This window comes from Winslowiella toletana, from assembly GCF_017875465.1.
GTDB lineage: Bacteria > Pseudomonadota > Gammaproteobacteria > Enterobacterales > Enterobacteriaceae > Erwinia > Erwinia toletana.
Window position 1 is genome coordinate 381146 of the sequence record NZ_JAGGMQ010000001.1, and the last position, 25420, is coordinate 406565.

Sequence of the window (25420 nt, forward strand, 5' to 3'; positions counted from 1 at the left end):
TCTTTATACTGATTTAGTGCGCATCTTCGCAATCATATTTACGACAAACAGCACAATCGAACCAATGATAAAGCCGATGACTAAATTGGCGCCATTGCTGATCAGCGCGGCCACCAGCCCGTTAAATCCGCCGCTAAAAGCGTCGATATGGTGATGCAGCCAGGCGATGCCATGCACCACAATGCCGCCACCGACCAGAAACATCGCCAGCGTGCCCACTACCGACAGGATCTTCATCAGCCATGGCGCCGCCGCCAGCAGAGCACGGCCAGTGGTCTGCGCCAGCGCAGAGCTTTTCTCTGACAGCCACAATCCCAGATCATCGAGCTTCACAATCCCGGCGACGATGCCATACACCCCGACCGTCACCAGAATGGCAATGCCGGAAAGGATCAGCACCTGATTCAGCAGCGGCGCATCAGAGACAATCCCCAGCGTAATGGCGACAATTTCCGCCGACAGGATAAAGTCAGTGCGCACCGCTCCTTTAATCTTCTTCTTTTCAAATTCCGCCGGATTTTTATCCGCGGCTTTTAACAACCGCTGCTGGCGTGCTTCCGGTGACTCCTGCGATTTATCGCGATGCAGGCTATGCATCACCTTTTCCACCCCTTCATAGCAGAGGTAAGCGCCGCCGACCATTAACAGCGGCGTAATCGCCCAGGGCGCAAATGCGCTGATCACCAGCGCCAGCGGCACCAGAATCAGCTTATTGAGGAACGACCCTTTCGCCACGCCCCAGACTACCGGTATTTCCCGATTGGCTTTAACCCCGCTCACCTGTTGTGCATTCAGTGATAAATCATCACCCAGTACCCCGGCGGTCTTCTTTGCCGCCAGCTTGCCCATAACCGAAATATCATCGAGCAACGTGGTGATATCATCTAATAACGTCAGTAAGCTACTTCCAGCCAAAGTGGATTCCTTGATTAATGTTCGTGGTGCTGACAGCAGGGACAGACCTGCACTTCAGCGACAGCCATATCAGCAATGCCATCGCAATCCCATTCCACCCGCACCGGCTGCCCCTCGGCCTGATCGTGATGCAGATATTTACTCACCGGACTTTCCGTCATTCCGGCGATCTCTTCTGTGGCAATCAGGGTGTCGCCGACATAAATACGCGCGGTTGCCTGAGTATTCACCAGGCGCTGGTCGCGCAATTTATACAGACGTCGTACGGTCAGCTTAATGCTGGACATAGGTTCACCGTGGGCGTGTTAGCAATGGAACGGCAGATCTAAACAATTATGGGTCACAATGGCAATCTTTGTAATCGTTAACAGTTGATTTAATCGGCAACTTTTTCCGCCGGGACGCGAATCTCTGGAGGTGAAATAATTTTAACGTTAATGTATTTCCCCTGTTAATCCACCGGAATGGATCATGTCACGCTTTACTGCCCCCGTTGTGCTGTTAATCGCTTCACTTTTCACGCTGTATATTATCTGGGGTTCTACCTACTACGTTATTCGCCTCGGCGTGGAGAGCTGGCCACCGATGATGATGGCGGGCTTACGCTTTCTCACCGCAGGAATCATTCTGTTTAGCGTGTTGCGCCTGCGCGGGTATCCACTTCCTGCGCGTCGGGCAGTGGTGAATGCCGCGATTGTTGGCGTGCTGCTGCTGGCGGTCGGTAACGGGCTGGTGACCATTGCTGAACATCAGAATGTGCCCTCCGGCCTTGCAGCGGTAATGGTCGCCACCGTGCCGCTGTTCGCGCTGTGCTTCAGCCAGCTGTTTGGTATCGCCACCCGCTGGATTGAGTGGCTGGGGATTGCGGTCGGCCTGAGCGGTATTATTTTGCTAAACAGCGGCGGTCATCTGAGCGGCAACCCATGGGGTGCGCTGATGATTCTGCTGGCGGCGGTCAGCTGGGCATTTGGTTCGGTATGGGGCTCACGTATCGAACTGCCCAAAGGGCCGATGGCGGCAGCGGTTGAGATGCTGGCGGCAGGCGTAGTATTGCTGACAGCCAGCACCCTCAGCGGGGAGAAGTTACAGGCGACGCCAGATTTGCAGGGCTTTCTGGCGCTGGGTTTTCTGATTGTTTTCGGCTCGATTATTGCGATTAATGCCTATATGTACCTGATCCGCAATGTCACACCAGCAGTGGCGACCAGCTACGCCTATGTCAATCCGGTGGTCGCGGTGCTGCTTGGCACCAGTTTTGGCAACGAAACCCTGTCGCCGCGCGAATGGCTCGCGTTAGGCATTATTATCTTTGCGGTGGTGCTGGTGACGCTGGGTAAATATCTGCTGACGGCAAAAGCACGCAATCAGCCAGCGTAAACGCACAGCTAACAACGGTGAATGCCCTGATGATCAATCTCGGCATTACCGTTTCCGGCAATAATCCACTCCTCCAGCCGTGAGGTTATCGCCTCATCATCCAGCCGCAGTTTGCCGCGTAACGCACATTCCCAGACAATCAGCACCTGCCAGCCCGCCGCGGTTAATTCGGCGCTATCGCGCGCATCGCGCGCCACATTACGGTTAATTTTCTCCAGCCAGAACTCTGCCCGTGTCGCCGGGAGCCTGAACAGATGGCAGTGGTGACGATGCCAGAAACAGCCGTGGACAAAAATAATCGTCTGATGGCTCGCCAGCACAAAATCAGGCCGCCCCGGCAGGCTTTTATCCTGCATGTGATAGCTAAATCCCAGCGCATCCAGCAATGCCGCCAGACGCTTTTCAATCGCCGTATCCTGCGTGCGAATGGCGCGCATATTTTTACTGCGGATGGCGGCGGAGTGAACATCGGCCATACTCTCTCCTTCTCGGTAGTGGCGCATGCTGCAATTTTTTACAAGCCAGCGACCCGGCTGCCCGGCATAGTGCATGTATATTTGCTTAATAAAGAGTACATGATGACTGAACTGATTTGCCGTAGCCAACCCGATGCGGTCAGCTGCCACGCCAGCGTAATCAACTGCGGCGACGATGAGAAAGGCCAGTGGGTGCAGGTCGACCGCACGGTATTTTACCCGCAGGGTGGCGGCCAGATGTCCGATCGCGGCACGCTACAGTTTAACCAGCAGCGCGTTAATTGCCAGCAGGTGCTGGTGCGTGATGGCGAAGTGCGTCACTACCTCGACAGCGCTGTCGCATGGCAACCTGGTGACCCGCTGGAACTCACTATCGATGCCGGTTTCCGCCAGCTGGCATCACGCGCGCACAGCGCAGGCCATCTGATCTCGCATGTGGTGGAAACCCTGATGCCAGCGCTGGTGCCGGCCAAAGGCCACCATTTTCTGCCGGGCGCGTATGTGGCTTTTACCGGTGAACTGACGCAGGATGCACAGGCGTTTTTGCCGCAGGTACAGCAGCAGCTCGATGCCGCCATCGCCGCCAGACTACCGGTGACCATCAGCAGTGAAAGCCTGGCGTATATCACTGCGCTGCGTCCCGAGCTGGCGGGCGCGATCCCACAAACTGATGAAATTCGCCTGGTGACCATCGGCAGTTATCGTCCCTTTGCCTGTGGCGGCACCCATATCAGCAACACCGCCAGTTTGCAGGCGGTGCAACTGACGAAGATTAAACTGAAGGATGGCGTGCGCATCAGCTATACGCTGAGCGCCAGTTAATCAGTAAGCGGAAGGGGCAACGCCAAATGCCTGGCGAAAGGCGCGGTTAAAGTGGCTTTGATCGTAAAAACCAACAGCGGCAGCCACCTCTGCAATCGGTCTGCCGCCGTGATTCAGGCGCTGACAGGCGAGCTCCAGCCGCAGACGCAGCAGCCAGGCATGCGGCGTCATGCCCACGCGCTGACTGAAGCGACGTAAAAACTGAAAACGGCTCAGATCACACAGCGCCGCCAGCTGAGGCAGCGTGAGGTTGTCGCTGATATTGGCATAGCAGTAATCACGCACCCGCCGGAAATCGCGATCGGACAAGCCCCCCTTCACCGCCTGCGGTTGCAGAGTTTTCAGCTGCACCAGCAGCGGCTCCAGCGCATTAAGATAGTGTTCATCGACCAGCGGCTGGCGGGTTGACTGCTGGTGCAGCTGCTGCAGCATGCGGCTCAGCCCGGGAGCGGTGACAATCGCGCCGCCAAACGCCAAATCCACCGTTTTGCCCGCAATCTCATCCGCCAGGCTTTGCAGCAACTGCGGCTTTACACGGAAGGTATACAGCGTATATGCGCTCTCGCCTTCGCGCGTGCCGGTATGTACTTCGCCTGGCGGCATAACCGATATCCGCCCCGCCGCCAGCAGCTGTGAACTGCCGGCAAACCGCTGGCGCTGCGCGCCATCGCTTACCACCCCGATGTGGTAATCAAGATGGTAATGCGGCGCAAAGGTAAAGTCAGAAAAGCGCGCTTCACCCAGCACCATGCCTGGCATTTCCGCCGGGTGATAGTAACGCACCTGTTGCTGCAGCATAACGCGGGCCTCTTTAATCGCTTTACTTCTGTCCCAGGGAAGTCGTTAACGGCTCCCGTTTAAATGGCAGGCATCTTGCTAACCACTGGCACGGGTGGCGATAACGCCGCCCCCTACGTTTCGCCTGTGATAAGCATTGATACTTTACCACAATGAAAAGCTTCACTAAGCTAAGCCAAACGGTCAAATCCACACAAACGGTCACAAGCGGTCAGCCATTCATTCCATATGCGACCATCACACGCCGTAGCAGATCGGTTAAAAGTTAGCCTTTAATCGAAATAAATGTGATGAGCATCAATATTTAACTGTAATCACCATTAAATTTCACAATAAATCTTCGTATTTCATCACCTGAAACCGGCAACAGATTTCTTCGTATCAGAGTGCCATGCAGCACACGTTCTTTACGTCTGATTTTCCTTAATCTTAATGTCAACCGGAGGTCACCATGATGCCAATTGAACGCCAGCGCCTGATTATTGAAGAACTCAATAAAGATGGCCGAATTCTGGTTTCAGAGTTAGTTGAACGGCTCAAGGTATCGCAAGAGACTATTCGTCGTGATTTAGCGGCATTGCAAAAAAAAGGCTTACTGAACCGCAGTCATGGTGGTGCAGTAACCGCCCAACGCAGTGTGGGTAATTTAGCCGCCCCGGTCAGCCGGCCGGAAGAACATGCTTTATCATTCAGCCAACGGATGAATGATAATGTGCAGCAAAAAATGCAGATTGCGAAACGGGCGCTCGATTTTATCAGCCCCGGCGACTGTATATTACTGGACAGTAGCACCACCAGCTGGTTTCTGGCGCGCCAGTTACCGGATATAGAATTAACTGTACTGACGAATTCGTTACGTAATGTTCAAACGCTGGCACCAAAGGGAAATATTCGCACCATCTGTCTCGGGGGCGAATACTCAATACGTTATGAAGACTTTAATGGTTTAGTCGCAGAACAGCCATTAAAAGACTTCCTGATCAATAAGATCTTTTTTTCCTGTCGTAGTCTGGATAATGACGGCTACTTGCGTGAAGGGCATGAAAACAATGCCCATCTGAAACAGCAGATGTTGCTGGCCTCGGAGCGCAAGTTTCTGTTACTGGACTCCAGTAAGTTTCTTAACCCCTCATTCGCGCGTATCTGTCATTACCGCGAAGTGGACTTCCTTATCACCGACAGTATGAAAGACAAAGAATTAAAACAAGAATTAGCGTGGAACGGCGTCAATATTATTGACTGCTCCCAACGTCCGCAGGCCACGCAAATAATCAATTACTGATCCGTTGTTAAAATAATATTATCCATACTACCTGGAGTAGCCACTTCAGGTACGCCGGGTATATCGGAGAGAAAATGAAAAGAACACTTATTGCCTGTACCCTGATGTCGTTATTCGCTACTGGTTTCGCTCACTCCGCAGATAAATTGCGTATGGGTATCGTGGTTAAAGTTGGCGGTATTCCATGGTTTAACGCCATGGAAAGCGGAATTAAAAGTGAAGCGGCCAAACGCGGTATTGATGCATGGCAGGTTGGCCCGACGTCGGCTGACCCGGCATTACAGGTACGTGCCATTGAAGATTTAATTGCGCAGAAAGTCGATATTATCGGCGTGGTGCCCAACGACCCTAAAGTGCTTGAGCCGGTATTAAAACGCGCGAAAGAAGCCGGTATTCTGGTCATTACCCACGAATCCCCGGACCAGAAATATGCCGACTGGGATTTCGAGCTGGTTGATTCAACCACCTACGGCATCACCAATATGAAAAAACTTGCCGAATGCATGAAAGAAGAAGGCAAATACGCCATGTATATCGGCGGCCTGACGATTCCGCTGCATAACCAGTGGGCGGATTCAGCCATCGCTTATCAGAAAGAACACTATCCAAAAATGCAGCTGGTCGGTGACAAATTTGGCGTCGGCGAATCACTGGATGACTCCATTCGCACCACCAATGAGCTGATGTCGAAATATCCGGATCTGAAAGGTCTGATGGCGTTTGGCTCCAGCGGCCCGATTGGCGCCGGTCGTGCGGTGATGAACCGGCAGAAGATCGACAAGGTGTGCGTAATTGGCGCCTTCAGCCCAAGCCAGGGTGCCTCACTGGTCAACCGTGGCGCAATTAAAGGCGGTTATATCTGGAACCCACTGACTGCCGGTGAAGTGTTTATCCGCATCGCCGATATGGCACATAAGAAAGAGGCGTTTACCGACGGTATGACCATTGAAGGGCTGGGCAAAGTGAAAGTGGATGAGAAGACCCACACCATCCTCGGTAACAGCACCGAGAGCCTCGATAAAGCTAACCTGCCGAAACTGGTCAAACTGGGACTGTAAGCTATGAAGCCAATCGAACCACGCCAGCTCATTGTGCTGGAAAACCTGTCAAAAACCTTTGGCGGCAACCGGGCATTAAGTGAACTGTCACTTTCGTTGATGGCTGGCGAAGTGCATTGCCTGGCCGGCACAAACGGCTGTGGTAAGAGTACGCTGATTAAAATCATCTCCGGGGTGCATGCCCCGGATAGCGGCAGCACCATTACGCTGGGTAACGGTGAAAGCTTTCCGCGTCTGACGCCGAAAAAAGCGCGTGAGTTTGGTATTCAGGTGATCTATCAGGATCTCTCATTATTCCCTAATCTCAGCGTGGCGGAAAATATCGCCTTTGAACATAACCTGAATGGCCTGCTGGGCTGGTATAACGCGAAACAGCTGCGTCAGACCGCTCAGCGGGTAATCGACGAACTGCAGTTTAATCTGCAACTGGATGCCAACGTTTCGGCGCTGTCGATTGCACAGCGCCAGCAGGTGGCGATCTGCCGCGCGCTGGTCGCCGATGCGCAACTGGTGATTATGGATGAGCCGACCGCCTCCCTCACCCGTACCGAAGTGAATCAGTTATTGCGTACCGTACGCTATCTGAAAGAGAAGAATATCTGCGTGGTGTTTGTCAGCCATCGCCTTGATGAAGTACTGGAGATCTCCGACCGCGTCACGGTGATCCGCGATGGCCGTAAAATCGGCACCTGGCCCGCCTGTGAAATCGACAGCCACCGCCTTACCGAGCTGATGACCGGGCTGAAACTCGATTATCAGCTCAAAACCCCCAACGCCGTCGAAGGCCGGGTATTGCTGGAAGTGGAAAATCTGTCGCGCAGCGGCCAGTACAACAATGTCAATTTCACATTGCGCGCCGGTGAAGTGCTTGGCCTGTGCGGCCTGCTCGGTTCCGGACGCACCGAGCTGGCGCTGTCGCTGTTTGGTATGACGCAGCCGGACAGCGGCAAAATCTGGCTCGACAGTAAGCCGGTAAAATTCCGTGGTCATGAAGATGCGATTAAAAGCGGTATCGGCTATGTCTCCGAAGACCGCCTCACCCTTGGCCTGATCCAGCAGCAGTCAGTGGCCGACAACATGGTGCTGTCGATTCTCGACCAGCTGCGTAACCGTTTCCATATCATCGATGAATACCGCAAAAACAAGTTAATCCTTGATTGGATCAATCAGTTAGGCGTGCGCGTTGCCGACCCGAATAACGCGATTTCCACCCTTTCCGGCGGCAACCAGCAAAAAATTGTGCTGGCGAAATGGGTGCTGACGCAGCCGAAAATTTTGATTCTCGACTCTCCTACTGTTGGCGTCGATGTCGGGGCCAAAGCCAGTATCTACCGTCTGATCCACCAGCTGGCGCTGGAAGGATTAGCCATCATTCTTATTTCCGATGAAGTGCCTGAAGTCTATTACAACTGCGATCGCATTCTTCATTTCCGCGATGGCACGGTAACTGCCGAGTATCAGCCAGGTAGCGTCGCGCAACATACGCTTGCAGAGGTGATCAATGCCTGATTTATCCTTCTTTAAACCGCAGTCCAGTCAGGGCTGGCTGGCATGGGTGTTGGTGTGCTGCTTCACGGTTTTCTCTTTTTCCAGTGACCAGTTTCTCACTATCCAGAACTTACTCGATCTGACGGAGACTTATGCGGTCACCGGCATCTTCGCTCTTGGCCTGTTTGTGGTGCTGGTTACCGGCGGAATTGATATCTCCTTTGCCGCCGTGGCTTCAGTGGTGCAGTACTTTATCGCCACCCTGTTTATACAGTTTCAGTTTGATAGCGCGCTGCTGAGCATTACGCTGGCGATTTTAACCGGCATGCTGTTCGGCATTATCAATGCCATCCTGATCTACTCGTTACGCATTGTCTCGATCATTATCACCATCAGTATGCAGTCGCTGCTGTTTGGCATGCTGATGTGGCTGACCGATGGCCGCAGTCTCTACTCCCTGCCGGAGTGGTGGACGACGCTGCGCAGCGTGCTGCCGTTTGAGGTAAATGGTCAGAGCTTCCAGATCGGTCTGCCGCTGCTGGTGATGCTGTGTATCGCCGCGCTGACCTGGGTATTACTGAATAAAACCCATCTTGGCCGTCAGCTGTATGCGGTTGGCGGCGACCAGGAGTCGGCGCGCCGCATTGGCATCCGCGTCGGCCTGATCCATATCTTTGCTTACGGCTATCTCGGCGCGCTGGCGGCGATTGGCGGCCTGGTGCAGGTTTACCGGATGGGCGAAGTGGTGCCGAATGCGTTAGTCGGCGGTGAACTCGACGTACTGGCGGCGACGGTATTGGGCGGCGCCAGTCTGATGGGCGGTAAAGGTACGGTCACCGGCACCCTGATGGGGGTATTCCTGATTGCCATCCTGAAAAACGGTCTCAATCTGATCGGCGTTTCTGACTACTTTATGAATATCGTTATTGGCAGCGTCATTATGTTAGCCATCGCTATTACTCACTATAAAAAGCGTAAAGAGACCGACGTCAGCTTTATCTGACATCGAGGAGAGGTAAATGAAACGACTGCATATGTTTAAACCTGACGGTGTTCAGGGCGGTTTGCTGCTGCTTATTGTGCTGGCGGTATTAACCTTCAGCCTGTTATTACCGGGACGCTTTTTAACTGCGCCAACCTTTATGAGCATTGCGTTTCAGCTGCCGGAAATTGGCCTGCTGACGCTGGCGATGTTTATTGCCATTCTCAGCGGCGGACTGAATCTCTGTATTATCGCCACCGCTAATATTACCAGTCTGTTTATTGCCTGGATCCTGATCAGTTATTTACCGGCTGATGCCAGTATCGCGATGCAACTGCTGTGGCTGACCCTCGGTATTATTGGCGCGGCGATGATCGCCACGGTGATTGGCGTGATTACCGGGCTGATGGTGACGCGGATTGGCGCGCACCCGATTCTGGTAACCCTCGCCACCATGATGACGGTAAAAGGGATTGGTATTTATCTGACTAAAGGCACTTCAATTAGCGGCATGCCGGAAGTGGTGCGCATCTTTGGTTCCGGCACCCTGCTGGGCATCCCGCTGCCGCTGTATCTGTTTATTATCGCCGCTGCGGCGATGGCGCTGTTCCTTGGCAAAACCCGCGCCGGTAAATGCATCTATATGGGCGGCAGCAATATCAACGCCACCTGGTTTAGCGGCGTCAATACTCACCGTATGCTGATTATGGTGTATGTCATCTCCAGCTTGCTCTGCGTGCTGGCCGGTCTGGTAATGATGGCGCGCTTTAACTCGGCGCGTATCGGTTACGGCGACTCGTATCTGCTGCTGACCGTGCTGGCGATTATTCTCGGCGGCACCGATCCCAATGGGGGATTCGGCAAGGTCACCGGCGTGGTGTTATCGCTGATCGTCCTGCAGGTATTATCCACCGGCTTTAACCTGATGAATATCAGTCAGCATTTTAGTCTCGCCATGTGGGGGGCGGTGCTGATTGTGGTGCTGGCAATCAAATATTTTAATTCTCATTATGCAGCACATCGTGCAATGCGTCGCAGTGCGCAATCTGCCCAACAGACTGCTCTGACTAATAAAAAGGAAATCTGATGCGTACTAAAATCTCCCCTTCTCTGATGTGTATGAACCTGATGGAAATTAAGCAGCAGCTGCATGTGCTGAATACGCGCGCTGATTTCCTCCATGTTGATATTATGGATGGGCACTTTGTTAAAAACATTACGCTGTCGCCCTTTTTTATTGAGCAGATCCGTCCACACACGCCATTGCAGATCGATGTCCATCTGATGGTGGAACAGCCGACTGATTTTATTGACGCCGTGGCTAAAGCGGGCGCCGATTATATCTGCCCGCATGCGGAAACCATTAATAAAGATGCCTTCCGGGTGATTAACCAGATCCGCGCATTAAATAAAAAGGTTGGCGTGGTATTAAACCCGGCAACCCCGGTCTCCTTTATCCATCACTATATTCATCTGCTGGATAAAATCACCATTATGACTGTCGATCCAGGTTACGCCGGTCAGCCGTTTATCCCGGAAATGGTGGAGAAGGTGGTCGAGCTGAAAGCGCTGAAAGCGCAGCACGGTCACAAATACCTGATTGAAATCGACGGTTCCTGCAACACCAAAACCTACTCCACCCTGCTGGGCGCCGGGGCGGAAGTACTGATTGTCGGCACCTCCGGTCTGTTTAACCTCGACGATAATCTTGAAACGGCGTGGGACACCATGAGCCACAACATTCAGCAGGCTCAGAATGCGCCAGGAGCGACCGCATGACACAATCCTGGCTGGGCATAGATATTGGCGGCACCAGCACCCGGTTTCAGATTATGGACAGCGATCGCCAGTGGCAGGGATTCGATAAAATCGCCACCCGCAGCTGGGCAACCGCTGATGATGCGCTGTCGACCCTGGCCGGGCTGATTCGGGCGGCGGTGGCAAAACAGCATATTCATGGCGTGATGCTGGGTCTGCCCGGCATCCTCAGCCGCGACCGCCGTCAGGTGCTGTCGCTACCGTTTATTCAGGCGCTGGACCATCAGCCCATCGCTCAGCTGCTAAGCGAACAGATCGGGATTCCGGTGGCGATGGATAAAGATGTTAACCATCTGATGCTGTGGGATCTGATGGAGCTGCCACAGCTGCCGGATAATGCGGTCGGCATCTATCCGGGCACCGGGCTGGGCAACAGCCTGTGGCTGAATGGTCAGTTCTACCATGGCCAGCACGGCAGTTCCGGCGAATTAGGCCATATTCCGCTGCTGCACAGCGCTTCAGCCGCCACGCCGCTGCCCTGCCCCTGCGGCAATCATGGCTGCGTGGAGACGGTGACCTCCGGCCACTGGCTGAGTAGCTGGGCGCAACAGCATGTGCCGGATACCGCAATGGCGCAGCTGTTTAGCCGCCATCATGCGCACCCTGATCTGCAGGCGTTTGTGCAACGTCTGGCGCAGGTGATTGCCATTGAGATAAATATTCTCGACCCGGAGTATCTGATCCTTGGCGGCGGCGTGCTGGGGATGAGCGACTTCCCGCTGGCCAGCCTGCGCGAGCAGATTATTCAGCATCTGCGTCCGCCCGTCACCCGTGATGGGCTAAAGATTATTTTCAGTAAAGCCACCGACTATACCGGTTGTCGCGGCGCCTGTTATGCAGCAGAACGACATTTCAGGAGGGTGTTATGAAAGGCAGAGTATGTGTATTCGGCTCTTTTAACCTGGATATTGTCGCCGGTATGGCGCGCTTTCCGCAGCCCGGTGAATCACTGGTGGCCCATAGCAGTATGATGGGTGCCGGAGGCAAAGGGGCTAATCAGGCCACCGCGGCGCTGCGCGCTGGCGCGCGGGTGCATTATATCGGCAAAATCGGCAACGACGATTACGGTATTTTTGCCCGCCGCCACCTGGAAAATACCGGTTTTGACGCCATCACCCTGTTTACCTGTAAAGAGAAACCCACCGGCAACGCGCTGATCTTCGTCGCCGGTGATGATGCGGAGAATATGATTTCGGTCTATCCGGGAGCAAATTTAACCGTCACCGCCGCCGAAACCCAGCGCTGCCAGCCGACGATTGCCGCAGCAGATATTCTGCTATTACAGCTGGAAAATAATCTGAGCGCCATTCAGCGCATGATCGATATCGGGCGCGACAGCGGCACCTTTGTGATTCTCAATCCCGCGCCATGGCAGAAAGTCAGCGATGCGCTGCTGAATAAAGTCAATCTCCTGACCCCCAACAGCACCGAGGCTTCGCAGCTGAGCGGGATTACCGTCAGCGATCTGGCCAGCGCACAACGGGCGGCGATGATCCTGCACGATAAGGGGGTTGGACAGCTGATTATTACGCTGGGGATGCAGGGCGCGCTGCTGTCAGTTGACCGCGTGATGTCACTGGTGCCGGTTTATCCGGCGCAGCCCAAAGATACGACCGGTGCTGGCGATGCGTTCAATGGCGCGTTAGCGGCGCGTCTGGCTTCGGGGGATGCGCTGGAAACTGCGGCGCTGTTTGCCTCGGCTTATGCCTCGGTGAGTGTGGAAAATATCGGCGCCGCGCAGGGGATGCCGCGTTATGCCGAAGTACTGGAAAGAATGCAACAGTATCCGCAGTTAAAGGTGAGCGCGCTCCAGGGCTGCAATGGGGGGAGGAATCCCCTCCCCCACAGCCCGCAAACAGCGGCAGATTAACAACTCACGATCAGGGGCAGGTATTATTGACGGCATTCTTCGCCCGCCATGCTCCCCAGGCGCCGCCGGTGCCTGGCTCTTCCTGGCCCGGGTTTACATACCACTGGTTCTGCCAGATTTGCCCTTTGTAGCTGACGCTGGTGCATTTGCCGGGGTAGCTGATTCTGGCGTTATAGCCTTCAGCATCGCCAGGTGGCGTTAATGCCGGCACCGTGATGCTCTGCGCCAGTTCGCGGGACTGGCTGCCTGCGCTGACCTTCACTTTCACCTGCAGATTCTGCACCTGACTGGTTTTACTCAGCGCAAAGTGCTGCTGCGCTGCGCCCTGACTCCCCCCCTGAGCGCCAGACGGCAGTGTCCACTGGTACAGCGGGGTGCTGGTTGGCGCTGTATCAGAACTCGCCCCGCCACTGAACGTGACGCTGGCGTCGCTGTCGGTAGCCTGCATCGCCAGTTTCAGCCCCGCAATAAACGCCTGGTCATGATTCTCCACCGCTGTCGTGACTTTCACCGCATGGGTGCTGGTAGCGGAACGCTGCCCTCTTTCACTCGATGCAGTAACTTCTGCGATATAGTCGCCAGCTGCCAGACCAGATGCGATCAGCCCCTGCTGACTGATACCGCCACTAATAACCTGATTAGCGCGCAGCAGACGCCATGTATAACTCTCATTCGCGAAGTTAGCTTTAGCCTGCAATTGCAGCGGAGAAGCCGCAGGCATGCTGTTGCCGCCAGTAATGCTGACGGCCGGTTTCTCCACCGTCAGAGTAGCAATCGCCTCACCGGATTTTTGCTGGCTGTTAGTGGCAACCAGACGGTACTTAGCGGATACGCTATCAACGCCTTTCGGCACCACAAATTCCGCTGAAGCGCCGTTATTCTGGAAATCTTTCAGATAGATGCGCTTATCGCCTTCAACAAACTCCCATTTCCAGTTCACACTGCTTTGATCGCTGCTGCCGGTAAACCGGTAACCCCATGCCCAATCTCCGGTACCCACGACGCTAAGTGCGTTTTGGTTTAAGGTGACTTTTGGCGCCTCTATCACCTCTTCAATCGGGTTATCGCCGTCAAACTTCACATCAATCATCTGGTAAAAGGCATTACCGGTATCCCGTACCCGCCATACCGCATAAATTTTTTGCTCACCGCTACGCTGAGGCACGTTGCAGGTGTGGGTGGTATAGGCCACAGGCATCGACTGGTCGAGAGCCGGCGTCGGTGAATAAGCGTAAATTTTATGGCAGAACGGCTTATCCTCAAACATTTCGCGGGTCAGTCTTTGACCGTAACCCGGTTTGGACTTCCAGTCGGGTTTGGTTATGTAATAGGTGAAGTAGGTGGTTCTGTGCATCGCCTGCAGATGCCATTTAAATTGCTGCTCACCCGCTTTCATCGGGCTCATGCGCCACGGATAGCCTTCATTATCCATTTGTGAACGACTGGCGTTATTACCACTCGCCAGCTTGCCATCGGCGGGGAATTCAAAACTATTTTCAAACGCATTCTCAGCCGCCATCGTGCCACCTGCAGGCAATTTCGGCGCTTCAATTTCATTAGCAGGCCAGGGTTTGGCATAAAACTGATAAGAGCGGCTCTCAGGACTCATCACATAACCATGGGCGCCCGCAGTTGCAGAATATCCTGCACTCAGCGCCAGGGTTATTGCGACAGGCAATAACTTTACTTTGACTGTATTCATATTAAATCTACCAAAATTAAAAAATAATTAATTAAAAGAAACTTCCGCATGAATTAACTGACTATTCTCCCCGACAAAAATAGTGTTTATCTTTTCACTTTCGGGAACAATATCGCCATTCTCATTCAGCACGCCAGCGCGGATATTGTTGTATTTTTCATTAATTGCGCGGGCAAGATGATATGACCAGTCAGATTCTTCACCAGGCAAAATAGTCAGCCTGACTTCCATCGCCTGTAACTCACCTTCATGACTAAAGAAACGGGCGCGAATAACATCCCCAGCCTTGACCAGGACCGGGCCGTTTGTATCGGCACGATCGATAGTGGCGATCTCTTTTTTCCATGGCGTATTTATATCGCTGTTGCTTCTGGCCGTAACATCCGCAATATCAACGTCAACCACGTTATAGATACTGCGGCGGCTGCCATCAGCGGCCGCTGCAAGATCGGCAACCGCATAGATCACCTGATAACCATCGCGCTCAGGCAGTTTACATTGATGCGTGATCATTCCCTGATATTGCTGCTGTGCCTCCCCCTTAATTTCACAGAATGGCTCGGCGTCGAAGCTTTCCCGCGTCAGCGGATGCTGGCCATTGACGCCGTCGCGCCAGTTGGCCTGCGTAATATAATATTTCCAGCTTACGATTTTTGCCGGCGAAGTGAGCTGCCAGCTGATATTAATATTACCTTTATTGATCAGCGTCTTTTTCCATAGCCCCTCATCTTCACGATTAAGTGACTGATAATCTTCTAAGCCACCAGCCGGTATATGACCATCCGCGGGAAAACCGACAGCATTAGTTGCAGCCACAATATAATCGCTGGCATAGAGCGATGAATTATCGCAGTTCTGGTTCTCGCCTTTTTTACAGAGAAAATTACGTGCGGGAGGATCGGAGACATAACCGGTTGCAAGACATTGCGTTGCCCACATTAAACCAGGCAGCGCGAGTGGGATCATCACGGCAAGTGTATTTTTACGCATAAATAACTATTCCTGAAAAAATAATATAGATTTCATACAACATAAAATCATATTCAGAAATAATCAGAAATAAGGCTATTCTTTACCCTGTTAAGAATTAAGGAAGCGAGAGTATTGGGGCGAGATTCTCGCCCCCGCAGTCACGCCAGAATCGTTGCGACGATATCCCGCACTGCCGCCTGACCGTCAACCCCGGTACAGACACGCATATTGGCCGGTTGATCGCGCAGTGGCACTGTCTGACCCAGCGTCAGCCTGCCCTGAGTCTCGACGGCGATCGCCATCGGCGTAAACTGGCCCAGCGCCGGATCGGCAGCCACGGCGACCGCCAGTGGATCATACAGCACACATCCCTCGGACCATTCAAACATCGGTGCATCAAGAAACGTGGCGCACACCTGTTTAAACATTGCCGCCAGCGGTGATGCTGCGGCATTGATATTTGCCACCGGCTCTTTCGCCAGCACCAGCCCGGTCGCCGGGTTAGTTACATCGAGGCCGACCATCGTTAAATCGACGCCCGAGCGAAATACAATATCCGCCGCCTGCGAGTCAAACCAGATATTACATTCCGCCACCGGGGTAATATTGCCGCGGCCATGTTCGGCATTAAAGCCCAGCGCGCCGCCCATAAACACAATCGAATGCAATGCCGCGCAAATTTTTGGCTCTTTCACCATCGCCAGCGCAATATTGGTCTGCGCACCGATGGCGACAATCGTTACCTCACCCGGATGCGCCAGCACTGTCTCTATAATAAAGTCGACGGCGTGCTGATGATTATGCGCATCCTCCAGCGCAGGCAGCGGGATCGAACCCGGCTGACCGCGTGCGCCAGCATAAGCCTGTTGCAGCAACTCCGGCAGATCACCGCCCATGCGCGTCGCCATTCCAATTGCCACCGGGATATCGCTTCTGCCAGCGGATGCCAGCACCTGAGTCGCGCAACGTGCGCCTAAATCCGGCGGGCAGTTGCCAAAAATGGTGGTCACGCCCAGCAGCTCAAGGCGCGGATCTTTTACTGCCAGCATAATGGCTATCGGGTCATCCGCATCGGTGCCGGGAATACCAATCGCCGGGTCAGTATCGAGGATAATTTTTCTTCTAAAGTCTGCCGTCATCGGGTTTAACTCCACATTTTTTCAGGGCGCAGGTTCTGTGTTTTCAAACCTTTAAATTAAGGGGAATAGCAAAGATAAACCGTGAACTGATCAGGAGTTTCTCTGCCACAGAACGGCAGACAGAATGAATACATGCGATGTCGTCGGCAACGGACTTAAAACCGCGGAATAGCGTAAGAAAAGGTGATCTGATTCGCATAATTATCATCAGCACGGCCGCTTTTTCGCATCGGTGCATGAAGAAATGATGACCGTTAATGACCGAATCTGACCTGATGACCGAAAACAGAATGTTATTTTGCGGATAATGAGCCCGCAGACAAAAAATCGTCATGCGGGCCAGCGTCGTGTGGCAGGGAAAATTAACTGACTGCGCGGCCGGTTTCACGCTCAAAAATGGCGGCCATCTTATCCCATGCCAGCGTAATATCTTCATCCAGATTAAATAATCCGGATGTGCCGACAATAAATACATCCACCCCGGAATCAGCGACCTGATTAAAGGTTTTCTCATTACAGGAACCATCAATCTCGGTCAGATAGTGCAGACCATGCTCGTCACGATACCTCACCAGCTCGGCAATTTTATTCAGTGTTTCCGGAATAAATCGCTGCCCGGCAAAACCGGGATCCACCGACATAATGGTAATTTTATCCAGCAGGTGAATATACTCTTTAATCGATGCCACGGAGGTGGCCGGATTAAGCACTACACCCGCTTTTTTTCCGGCATCATGGATTTCATTAATCAGGCGGAAGATTTTATTATTCGCCGTCTCCGGATGGAAACTGATATAATCGGCGCCCGCTTCCAGGCACATCGGAATAATCTCTTCCGGATTTTCCACCATCAGATGCACATCAATCGGAATGGTGCTGACCTTCTTTAGCTGCTCAATAAAGAACGGCGACAGCGTGATATTTTTAACATAGTGGCCATCCATAATATCCACATGATAAAAACTTGCCCGGCTGTTTAATGCAGTAATTTGCTCACTGAATTTGGTCAGATCCATACACATCAGTGAGGGATTGAACATGGCGCTCATGACAGATTCCTTAGCTAATTAATTCAGACTTATCGTCAACAACGATTAATTGAAGATCTTAATCATATTGCCCAACACAATACCCACCACACCAAAGTCAGCATCACCAAAGGTGGTCGAGGCAAAACCAAGGTCGCCCATTAGCGGTAACAGAATAGCGGGCAGGAAGGAGATAATCAGTCCGTGGACAAAGGAGCCAATGACCGCACCACGGCGTCCACCGGTCGCATTACCGTATACGCCAGCCGTCGCACCACAGAAGAAGTGTGGCACCAGCCCCGGCACAATCACGCTCAACCCCACCAGCGGCAGAATAAACATGCTTAACAGACCGGCGCCAAAGCTGCACAGGAAGCCGATAATCACCGCGTTTGGCGCAAACGGGAACACCGTCGGGCAGTCCAGCGCCGGTTTAGCGTCTTTCACTAATTTATCGGCAATCCCTTTAAACGCCGGTACGATTTCCGCGATAACCATACGTACACCGGCCAGAATGATATACACGCCACCGGCAAAGGTAATCGCCTGAATCAGCGCAAACACCAGATAGTTCTGCCCGCCGCTGACCTGTGATTCGGTGTATTCCTTGCCGGAAACCAGCACTAACACCAGAAACAGAATGGTCATCGTCAGTGAAATCGCCACCGATGAATCACGCAGGAAGTTCAGCGACTTCGGAACATTCAGCTCTTCCGTCGATGAACTGCCTTTACCCACCAGCTTGCCGACTAACGCCGAGCAGAGATAACCGGTTGAGCCAAAGTGTCCCAGCGCCAGATCGTCGCTGCCGGTAATTTTACGCGTAAACGGCTGCAGAATGGCTGGCGAAATCACCATCATCGCACCAAGGATCAACGAGCCAATCGCCACCAGCCAGAATCCGCTCACACCGCCGCTGGAGAGGATCACCGCCAGCATCGCCGACATATACAGCGTGTGGTGCCCGGTAAGGAAGATATACTTCAGCGGCGTGATGCGGGCCAGCAGGATGTTGATCAGCATGCCGAACACCATAATCATCGCGGTAGCGGCGCCATAATTCTTCTGCGCCAGCGCGGCCATCGCATCGGTGTTCGGCACCACACCCTGAATATTAAATGAGTGCTCAAACAGCTGACTGAAGGTCGTCAGGGTGGTCGCCACCAGCGCGGCGCCGGCAATCAGAATAAGAAAGCCCATAATGGTTTTAGTGGTGCCGGAAATCACCTCCGAGAAGGACTTTTTCTGCAGCAGTAAACCAATAAGCGAGAATAACCCCACCAGAATCGCTGGGGTACCCAACACGTCCTGCATGATAAAACTAAGCATCATATACTCCGGTATTTATCGAAAAAACTCACAGATTCTCAGCGAGTATTTCTTTAATCTTATTATTATCGAGTAAGTTTTTCAGTCCAAATACCAGACGGCTGCCATCATCCAGCTGCGAGATAATATCCTGGGCGCCAATAAAGATATCGGCCTTCTCAGATTTTGCCGAGGTCAGATCGGTATGGGAAACTTCCGCCTCTTTACCTAATTCCTTCACGATTTTTTTGACATTCATCTCCACAATAAAGCTGCTGCCGAGACCATTACCACAGACGATAAGAATTTTTTTCACAGGCACCTCAGATAACATGGGTTGACAGGTAAATTAATATTTCGCGATTAAGGCATCAATCGCTGACTGATTATCAGCGTTTAACAGCGCAGCCAGATCCTCTTCATTACTGAACAGTTCAGCCAGCTGGGAAATTAATGACAGGTGCTCTTCGCCGCTTAACGCACAGAGGAAAATAACCATATAGACCGGATCATTTTCATCAGCAGCGAAACTGACACCCTGTTTAATATGCAACAGTGACAGTGCGGTTTTATACGCGCCCTGCTCCGGCCGGGCGTGCGGCATTGCCAGCCCGGGAGCCAGAACATAATAAGGTCCGGTCTCATGATGCGAACGAATAATAGCGTCGATATAGGCTTCACTGATTGCGCCGTCGGCCAGTAAGGGTTCGGCGCTAAGCTTTATTGCCTCTTCCCAGTGGGTGACCTGATCAATGATTTTAATTCTTTCTGGTGTAAGCCAATTAGATAACATCGCTGGTCTTCCCTTTTTTGCTGATGCTGTGCATGTTGACGAATTCAGCCGCTAAGATCCGTGACAATCCTCACAAAGTTAGCGCTAACATCGTTTTTTGTTAAAATATTTGTTAGCGCTAACACTTTTAATGTTTAACAACTGTGAGTAAGATTGGGACGTTATATCCGCCAGGCTAATTACCCGCCGGTTAAAACCGTGGAATTGCTATTTAAATCATCAGCTTTGTAACGCTATTATCCGGGCGAAATCACCCTATGGTATGATATGGCGCATTTTGCAAAAATGACCAAATTGCGTAATTACGGGAGTGTACATGGAAAGTAAGCGGCGGCCTGGAACAGGCAAAAGCACGCTCGCAGATGTGGCCAAACTTGTCGGTGTCAGTGCGATGACCGTTTCCCGCGCCTTAAGAGCGCCGGAAAAAGTGTCAGATCAGCTGCGCGAGAAGATTCAGCAGGTCATCGCCGAGCTGGGCTACGTGCCCAATCTGGCGGCCAGCGCTCTGGCTTCCGCCTCCTCCCGCCTGATAACCTTAGTGGTTCCATCCCTGAAAACCCCGGGCTGCGCGACGATTTTTCACACCCTGCAGCAGGTATTACTGCCGGAAGGCTATAATATTTTACTCTCCGAAGCCGACCATTCGAACGCCAGCGGCAGCGATCTGATCGAGACGCTGCTGGCTTATAATCCGGCGGCGATTATGCAGTATAACTTCGATAACTCGCCTGGCGCGCAGAAAGTCCTGTCAAACGCCGGGATCCCGGTGGTGGAGATTGGCGGTCTGAATAAATCGCCGATCGGCATCAGTGTCGGCTGTGATTATGCGCTGGCGATCAAGATGCTGGTCACTGAGATGCAGCAGCAGGGCTACCGTAATATCGGCCTGCTCTGCTCCCATGATGAGCAAAATATCTTTCAGCAGATGCTGAGCGGCTGGAATACCTCAATGCTGGCGGTTAACCGTTCGCCGCACCGGGTGGTCAGCACCCCGCTGCCGCCGACCTTTACCACCGGACACAGCCTGTTGCCGGAGATCCTGCTCACCTGGCCGGAGCTGGATCTGCTGATCTGCACCGCCGATGATGTGGCCTGCGGCGCGATTTTAGCCTGTCACAATATTGGCGTTGCGGTGCCGCAACAGCTGGCGATCGCCGGTATCGGCGGCAGCGAGTTATCGGCCATCTGCTCACCGGCATTAACCACTGTGGCGGTGGCGTATAAAGAGATGGCCAGTATCGCCGCCGAAAACTTATTGTCGCTGTTAAAAGGCAATGCGGTGGCCGATGTCAGCGCCACGCCTTCCCGCTTAATCAAACGCGCCAGCACCTGACCGTGACATTTTCGGCTCAGGCTTCTAAACTTGCGCTGTTTTCGTTTAAGGAGCCTGACAATATGAGCGCAACGCCGCGTACCCCGTTAACTCTGCCTGATGGCGCCGACAAACTGCTGCTGCACTCCTGCTGTGCGCCCTGTTCAGGTGAAGTGATGGAAGCGATTCAGGCTTCCGGCATTAATTACACTATTTTTTTCTACAACCCCAATATCCATCCGCAGAAAGAGTATCTGCTGCGCAAAGAGGAGAATATCCGCTTTGCTGAGCAACACGGCGTGCCTTTTGTTGATGCCGACTACGATACCGATAACTGGTTTGCACGTGCCAAAGGCATGGAATGGGAGCCGGAGCGCGGCGTGCGCTGCACGATGTGCTTTGATATGCGTTTCGAGCGCACCGCGCTGTACGCCTGGGAACACGGTTTTTCGGTGATCTCCAGCTCACTGGGTATTTCGCGCTGGAAAAACATGCAACAGATTAACGACTGCGGACAACGCGCCGCCGCGCCCTACCCCGATATGGTTTACTGGGACTATAACTGGCGCAAGCAGGGTGGCTCCTCACGGATGATTGAGATCAGCAAACGCGAACGCTTTTACCAGCAGGAGTATTGCGGCTGTGTCTACTCATTGCGCGACAGCAATCTGCATCGCAAATCACAGGGTCGCCCGCTGATTAAGCTGGGTGTGCTCTATTACGGTGATGAAGAGTAAACACGACGGGAAAGATAAAGGCCACCGGGTGGTGGTGGCCTGAGAGATCACAGAATACGACTTACTTTTTCTTCTTCTGCTTTTTCAGTAAAGCGCGAATCTGTTTTAATTCGCTGTTGCTCAACTGTACAGGCGTCTCTTCCACCGCTTCTTCGGCTTCCGCCGTATGCTGGCTGTCAACCGCCGGGTGCTCAATAACAAGCAGACTGGCTTGCAGCCGCTGGCTGACTTCCTGACTGACAGAAACTTGATTTTCCAGCGCCAGGTTTTTCAAAATCTCTTTCAACGCGGGATCGATTTTAATCGTTAAGCTAACGGTGCCGGTCATATCTGATTCTCCTGATGATATTCTTCAACACGGTAGCCTAAGCCGCTGTGGTTTAACACACTGTCACAAAAATTTAATATTTCAGTCCATCCGGAGCGAAATCGCGTAACACCGACTGATCCAGCTCACAGAGTTCACCCTGCAACTCGGCGCATAATTTGGCGACAAAGGTCACCATGAAATGCGCGTTATGCTGCGCCAGCCGCTTGCCCTCTGCGGTTTGCATGGTATCGGGCAGCGTAAACAGTTTTTTCTGAAAATGGTCCAGCGTCCAGCGGCTGTCATCCAGTTCACGTTGTTTGCCCAGAGGATCGCTGCTGTCGAATAACGGACGTCCCAGCGCGCCCGAGGTGTAGAATACCCGCGCCAGTCCTATCGCCCCCAGTGATTCCAGCCGGTCTGCATCCTGCACAATTTTCGCTTCCAGCGTCTGTGGCGTGACGCCAGCGCTAAAGCTATGCGCATGAACCGCGTGGGCGACTGCATCAATCAGGCTCGCCGGGAAATCCGGAAATTCATCCTGCAAAATGCGCCGCGTTTCCACCGCCGCCTGACTGGAAGCAAGATGGCGATCGGGATGATTTTTCGGCAGGTTAACCACGTCATGAAAGTAGCAGGCGGCCAGCACCACCAGCGGATTGGCCTCGCCGTCACGCATAATGCGCTGTGCGGTCTGCCAGACACGTTTCATATGCGCAACATCATGCGCCTTATCATCCTGCGGCCAGCTCTGGTGCAGCCAGTGTTCAAATCGTGATTGCCAGGTTTCGAGGGACATTGATGACATAGACTTCTCCCTGTGTGCTTTTATGACCTTTACAGTCGTTATCACTGTGCTGCCGATCAAGCGCACAGCCAGCTTATTCTGCTGCCGGTAATCCGTTTATAGTCGATGACTGATAACACTTTTATGACACGCAACGAACACCTTATGCAAGAGATGAAACTACACCCTTCAAAATGAGATCCTCATCAAGTTAAACCGCCGCAGACGGTTATCCACCCGCGCTGTCGCATAAATCAGTCGGTTCTCGCTCAGACTCATCTTCCGGAAAGGGAAAAAACATTAGAAAAGATTACGATGATATGAGATAAGTCTTAAATAGTACCGTTTGATATTATCTCTGGTAAATCGATTACACTTAAGTAATGCGTAAACTCAAATAATCAGTCTTAAGTGATTCCCATACAGCAATTATTGCCATAATATTTCATTAAATCAGTAATCTATGCACCCGATCTTCAACCCGGCAGGTTGACAGTTCAGTGCCAGCTATTGTCGCAGTTAAGGGGTATCCTGGTTGTCGATAAAAAGATGCCTTTTCACTGCAGCATTTGATTAGCTGCTCTCATCATTGCTTGCTCAATGCCAGGATCTTTTGCAAAAGTGATGTTTAGAATGGTCTGGCTGCCGATAACTATAGTGATGACCGGGAATTTCAATAATAAGTACAATGAGGTAATTCATGAAAGAGCGGCCAATTCTTTTTTCTGACCAACGAGTTCGCGCTCTGTTAACAGGACAACAGACTCAGACACGCCGGATAATGAAATCGCTGGCATTCACGCCAGGCCAGGATAACCACGAAGGTTGCTACGGTTTTGACGTTATCAGCAACCAGATGCGCGGGCGTCATGTGATGGAGATGTCCGACCTCAGTTATCAATGTCCGTTTGGCCAGCCTGGCGACCGGTTGTGGGTACGCGAAACCTGGCGCGGACCGGTGGTGCCTAAAGAGCAGATGGCCGATTACGCCAAATCGCCTGAGGCTTATCGCAGCACACGCTATTGCCAGTATCGCGCCGACAGCAGTGAGCTGGGATCATCGCTGGATGAAGATAACGAACAGTCCGGCTGGCAGACCGCCATTCATATGCCGCGCTGGGCCAGCCGGATTAACCTGCAGATCACCGGGGTGCGGGCGCAGAAAATCCAGGATATCAGCGACGACGATATTATGGCGGAAGGGGTGCAAACTGACTCGCACTTTCTTAACAACTTCTTCACCCTGAAAAACGACTCAGTGGCGCCAAAAGAGGCCTATATGAAAGCCTGGGAAAAGCAGTATGGCGGCACCAGCTGGGAAGTGAATCCGTGGGTGTGGGTGATCGAATTTAGTCGCATCTGACACCACGCTGACGCCGGGATTATCGTCGTTTTTTGTTCACATTGCGGCGTTAATCACAGACATTTATAGCAGTAAGTGGTTGAATAATCGCACTCAATTCCGCTTCCTCTCAGGATGGAATGCTGCGATCCCTCGCCATGCTGACTAGTTATCTCTGCTGCTGATGGTGATAATTATTGCGGTCAGGCCCGGGCTGCGGCATGTTAGTAACAGCTGCAGGCGGGCAACCACAGTGAGCAGAATAATGATTAAATGGCCGTGGAAAGCAAATACCGAAGAGTCCCTCTCATCACTCCCCTGGCAACGCGCGCTGGCGGTGCCGATCTTCGCCCCACTCTCTGCGGCGGACCAACAAGCGCTGCAAAAAATGGCCGCGCGTTTTCTGCAACAAAAACGCCTGGTGCCACTGCAAAACTTCGTACCTGAACCGCTCAGCGTCGCCCGTATTGCCCTGCTGTTCTGCCTGCCGGTATTAAAGCTGGGGCTGGAGTGGCTGGATGGCTTTTATGAAGTGATGATCTATCCTGGCCCGTTTGTGGTTGACGATGAGTGGCAGGATGATTTTGGCCTGGTGCACAGCGAACGTATGGTGCAATCCGGCCAGAGCTGGCAGCAGGGACCGATTGTGCTGAACTGGCTTGATATTCAGGACTCTTTCGACCTCTCCGGTTTTAACCTGATTGTGCATGAAGTGGCGCATAAACTGGACGCGCGCGGCAGCGGCCACGCCAATGGCATCCCGCCGATTGCGCTGCGCGATGTCTCCGCCTGGGAGCTGGATATCCGCCTGGCGATGGAAAACATTCAGGAAGAGATCGATCTGGTGGGCGAGAACGCTGCCACCATTGATGCTTATGCCGCCAGCGATCCGGCAGAGTGTTTTGCGGTGTTATCAGAGTACTTTTTCAGCGCGCCGGAATTACTGCATGAACGTTTCCCGTCGCTTTATCTGCGCTTCTCGCGCTTTTATGGGCAGGATCCGTTAAAACGCGTCGAAAGCTGGCAGCAGCGGCGTGACAATGACGCAGCTGTTCATTAAGCGATCGCCTTGCTGAAAACGCAGCCAGTTGAAAGCTAAATGTTTTT

The 25420-nt window shown here is 52.8% G+C and carries 27 protein-coding genes; 14 read left to right on the plus strand and 13 right to left on the minus strand.

From position 1 onward, the window contains the following. Nucleotides 1-3 precede the first annotated feature (3 nt). Nucleotides 4-915 (minus strand): DUF808 domain-containing protein, encoded by a 912-nt coding sequence (locus tag J2125_RS01865; protein WP_017800087.1) that lies wholly within the window; start codon nt 913-915, stop codon nt 4-6. A 14-nt stretch (nt 916-929) separates the two neighbouring features. Further along, on the minus strand, nt 930-1202 hold the full coding sequence (locus tag J2125_RS01870) for a hypothetical protein (RefSeq protein ID WP_017800088.1): 273 nt from the start codon (nt 1200-1202) through the stop codon (nt 930-932). A gap of 184 nt (nt 1203-1386) precedes the next feature. On the opposite strand from J2125_RS01870, the gene yedA reads away from it, so the two are divergent. Further along, on the plus strand, nt 1387-2292 hold the full coding sequence (gene yedA, locus J2125_RS01875) for a drug/metabolite exporter YedA (protein WP_017800089.1): 906 nt from the start codon (nt 1387-1389) through the stop codon (nt 2290-2292). A gap of 8 nt (nt 2293-2300) precedes the next feature. Here yedA and J2125_RS01880 read toward each other — a convergent pair whose 3' ends face one another. After that, nucleotides 2301-2768 (minus strand): very short patch repair endonuclease, encoded by a 468-nt coding sequence (locus tag J2125_RS01880; RefSeq protein ID WP_017800090.1) that lies wholly within the window; start codon nt 2766-2768, stop codon nt 2301-2303. Between the two features lie 102 nt (nt 2769-2870). On the opposite strand from J2125_RS01880, the gene J2125_RS01885 reads away from it, so the two are divergent. Then, nucleotides 2871-3590: an alanine--tRNA ligase-related protein gene (locus J2125_RS01885; protein WP_198510879.1), complete on the plus strand. Its 720-nt coding sequence runs from the start codon at nt 2871-2873 to the stop codon at nt 3588-3590. Here the strand turns inward: J2125_RS01885 and J2125_RS01890 are convergent, their stop codons facing one another. After that, nucleotides 3591-4388: an AraC family transcriptional regulator gene (locus J2125_RS01890; protein WP_017800092.1), complete on the minus strand. Its 798-nt coding sequence runs from the start codon at nt 4386-4388 to the stop codon at nt 3591-3593. It abuts the gene before it with no gap. Nucleotides 4389-4839: 451 nt separating this feature from the next. Here J2125_RS01890 and J2125_RS01895 point away from each other — a divergent pair, with 451 nt between their 5' ends. From J2125_RS01895 to J2125_RS01930, 8 genes are all read left to right on the plus strand, one after another. Beyond that, nucleotides 4840-5670: a DeoR/GlpR family DNA-binding transcription regulator gene (locus J2125_RS01895; protein ID WP_017800093.1), complete on the plus strand. Its 831-nt coding sequence runs from the start codon at nt 4840-4842 to the stop codon at nt 5668-5670. A gap of 74 nt (nt 5671-5744) precedes the next feature. Then, entirely contained in the window at nt 5745-6728 is a 984-nt protein-coding gene (locus J2125_RS01900) for a substrate-binding domain-containing protein (protein ID WP_026111565.1), read from the plus strand. A 3-nt stretch (nt 6729-6731) separates the two neighbouring features. Beyond that, nucleotides 6732-8237, plus strand: a complete 1506-nt coding sequence (locus J2125_RS01905; protein WP_017800095.1) for a sugar ABC transporter ATP-binding protein — start codon at nt 6732-6734, stop codon at nt 8235-8237. Next, on the plus strand, nt 8230-9219 hold the full coding sequence (locus tag J2125_RS01910; protein ID WP_017800096.1) for an ABC transporter permease: 990 nt from the start codon (nt 8230-8232) through the stop codon (nt 9217-9219). The genes J2125_RS01905 and J2125_RS01910 overlap by 8 nt, the downstream gene beginning before the upstream one ends. A 16-nt stretch (nt 9220-9235) precedes the next feature. Further along, nucleotides 9236-10285: an ABC transporter permease gene (locus J2125_RS01915; RefSeq protein WP_017800097.1), complete on the plus strand. Its 1050-nt coding sequence runs from the start codon at nt 9236-9238 to the stop codon at nt 10283-10285. Continuing rightward, on the plus strand, nt 10285-10977 hold the full coding sequence (gene alsE / locus J2125_RS01920; RefSeq protein ID WP_017800098.1) for a D-allulose 6-phosphate 3-epimerase: 693 nt from the start codon (nt 10285-10287) through the stop codon (nt 10975-10977). The genes J2125_RS01915 and alsE (J2125_RS01920) overlap by 1 nt, the downstream gene beginning before the upstream one ends. After that, complete coding sequence (gene alsK / locus J2125_RS01925) at nt 10974-11885, plus strand: allose kinase (RefSeq protein ID WP_017800099.1); 912 nt, start codon at nt 10974-10976, stop codon at nt 11883-11885. The genes alsE (J2125_RS01920) and alsK overlap by 4 nt, the downstream gene beginning before the upstream one ends. After that, entirely contained in the window at nt 11882-12886 is a 1005-nt protein-coding gene (locus J2125_RS01930; RefSeq protein WP_017800100.1) for a ribokinase, read from the plus strand. The genes alsK and J2125_RS01930 overlap by 4 nt, the downstream gene beginning before the upstream one ends. A gap of 10 nt (nt 12887-12896) precedes the next feature. Here J2125_RS01930 and J2125_RS01935 read toward each other — a convergent pair whose 3' ends face one another. The 7 genes from J2125_RS01935 to J2125_RS01965 all read right to left on the minus strand — a co-directional run bounded on the left by J2125_RS01935 (nt 12897) and on the right by J2125_RS01965 (nt 19828). Next, nucleotides 12897-14495, minus strand: a complete 1599-nt coding sequence (locus J2125_RS01935; protein ID WP_017800101.1) for a lytic polysaccharide monooxygenase auxiliary activity family 9 protein — start codon at nt 14493-14495, stop codon at nt 12897-12899. 120 nt (nt 14496-14615) lie between these two features. Then, on the minus strand, nt 14616-15578 hold the full coding sequence (locus tag J2125_RS01940; RefSeq protein WP_017800102.1) for a lytic polysaccharide monooxygenase: 963 nt from the start codon (nt 15576-15578) through the stop codon (nt 14616-14618). A gap of 140 nt (nt 15579-15718) precedes the next feature. Continuing rightward, the gene (locus tag J2125_RS01945) at nt 15719-16699 is read right to left on the minus strand and encodes a nucleoside hydrolase (protein ID WP_017800103.1); all 981 of its coding nucleotides are present in this window, start codon (nt 16697-16699) and stop codon (nt 15719-15721) included. A 362-nt stretch (nt 16700-17061) separates the two neighbouring features. After that, nucleotides 17062-17748: a D-allulose 6-phosphate 3-epimerase gene (gene alsE, locus J2125_RS01950; RefSeq protein ID WP_017800104.1), complete on the minus strand. Its 687-nt coding sequence runs from the start codon at nt 17746-17748 to the stop codon at nt 17062-17064. A 45-nt stretch (nt 17749-17793) separates the two neighbouring features. Then, a complete protein-coding gene (locus J2125_RS01955; protein WP_017800105.1) occupies nt 17794-19056 on the minus strand; it encodes a PTS ascorbate transporter subunit IIC in 1263 nt (420 codons plus the stop codon). 28 nt (nt 19057-19084) lie between these two features. After that, complete coding sequence (locus J2125_RS01960) at nt 19085-19351, minus strand: PTS sugar transporter subunit IIB (RefSeq protein WP_026111566.1); 267 nt, start codon at nt 19349-19351, stop codon at nt 19085-19087. Nucleotides 19352-19384: 33 nt separating this feature from the next. Next, nucleotides 19385-19828: a PTS sugar transporter subunit IIA gene (locus tag J2125_RS01965; protein ID WP_017800107.1), complete on the minus strand. Its 444-nt coding sequence runs from the start codon at nt 19826-19828 to the stop codon at nt 19385-19387. 316 nt (nt 19829-20144) lie between these two features. Here J2125_RS01965 and J2125_RS01970 point away from each other — a divergent pair, with 316 nt between their 5' ends. After that, nucleotides 20145-21161: a LacI family DNA-binding transcriptional regulator gene (locus J2125_RS01970; protein WP_017800108.1), complete on the plus strand. Its 1017-nt coding sequence runs from the start codon at nt 20145-20147 to the stop codon at nt 21159-21161. A 62-nt stretch (nt 21162-21223) separates the two neighbouring features. Beyond that, the gene (locus J2125_RS01975) at nt 21224-21877 is read left to right on the plus strand and encodes an epoxyqueuosine reductase QueH (protein WP_017800109.1); all 654 of its coding nucleotides are present in this window, start codon (nt 21224-21226) and stop codon (nt 21875-21877) included. Between the two features lie 61 nt (nt 21878-21938). On the opposite strand, the gene J2125_RS01980 is transcribed toward J2125_RS01975, so the two are convergent. Together J2125_RS01980 and J2125_RS01985 are read right to left on the minus strand one after the other, a co-directional pair. Continuing rightward, nucleotides 21939-22205 carry a hypothetical protein gene (locus J2125_RS01980; protein ID WP_017800110.1) on the minus strand — a complete coding sequence of 89 codons (267 nt, stop codon included), beginning with the start codon at nt 22203-22205 and terminating at the stop codon, nt 21939-21941. Between the two features lie 73 nt (nt 22206-22278). Further along, entirely contained in the window at nt 22279-22983 is a 705-nt protein-coding gene (locus J2125_RS01985; RefSeq protein ID WP_026111568.1) for a phosphohydrolase, read from the minus strand. Nucleotides 22984-23671: 688 nt separating this feature from the next. On the opposite strand from J2125_RS01985, the gene J2125_RS01990 reads away from it, so the two are divergent. Both J2125_RS01990 and mtfA read left to right on the plus strand, forming a co-directional pair. After that, complete coding sequence (locus tag J2125_RS01990; RefSeq protein WP_026111569.1) at nt 23672-24334, plus strand: ASCH domain-containing protein; 663 nt, start codon at nt 23672-23674, stop codon at nt 24332-24334. Nucleotides 24335-24578: 244 nt separating this feature from the next. Beyond that, the gene (mtfA, locus tag J2125_RS01995) at nt 24579-25373 is read left to right on the plus strand and encodes a DgsA anti-repressor MtfA (RefSeq protein ID WP_017800113.1); all 795 of its coding nucleotides are present in this window, start codon (nt 24579-24581) and stop codon (nt 25371-25373) included. Nucleotides 25374-25420: the final 47 nt, after the last annotated feature.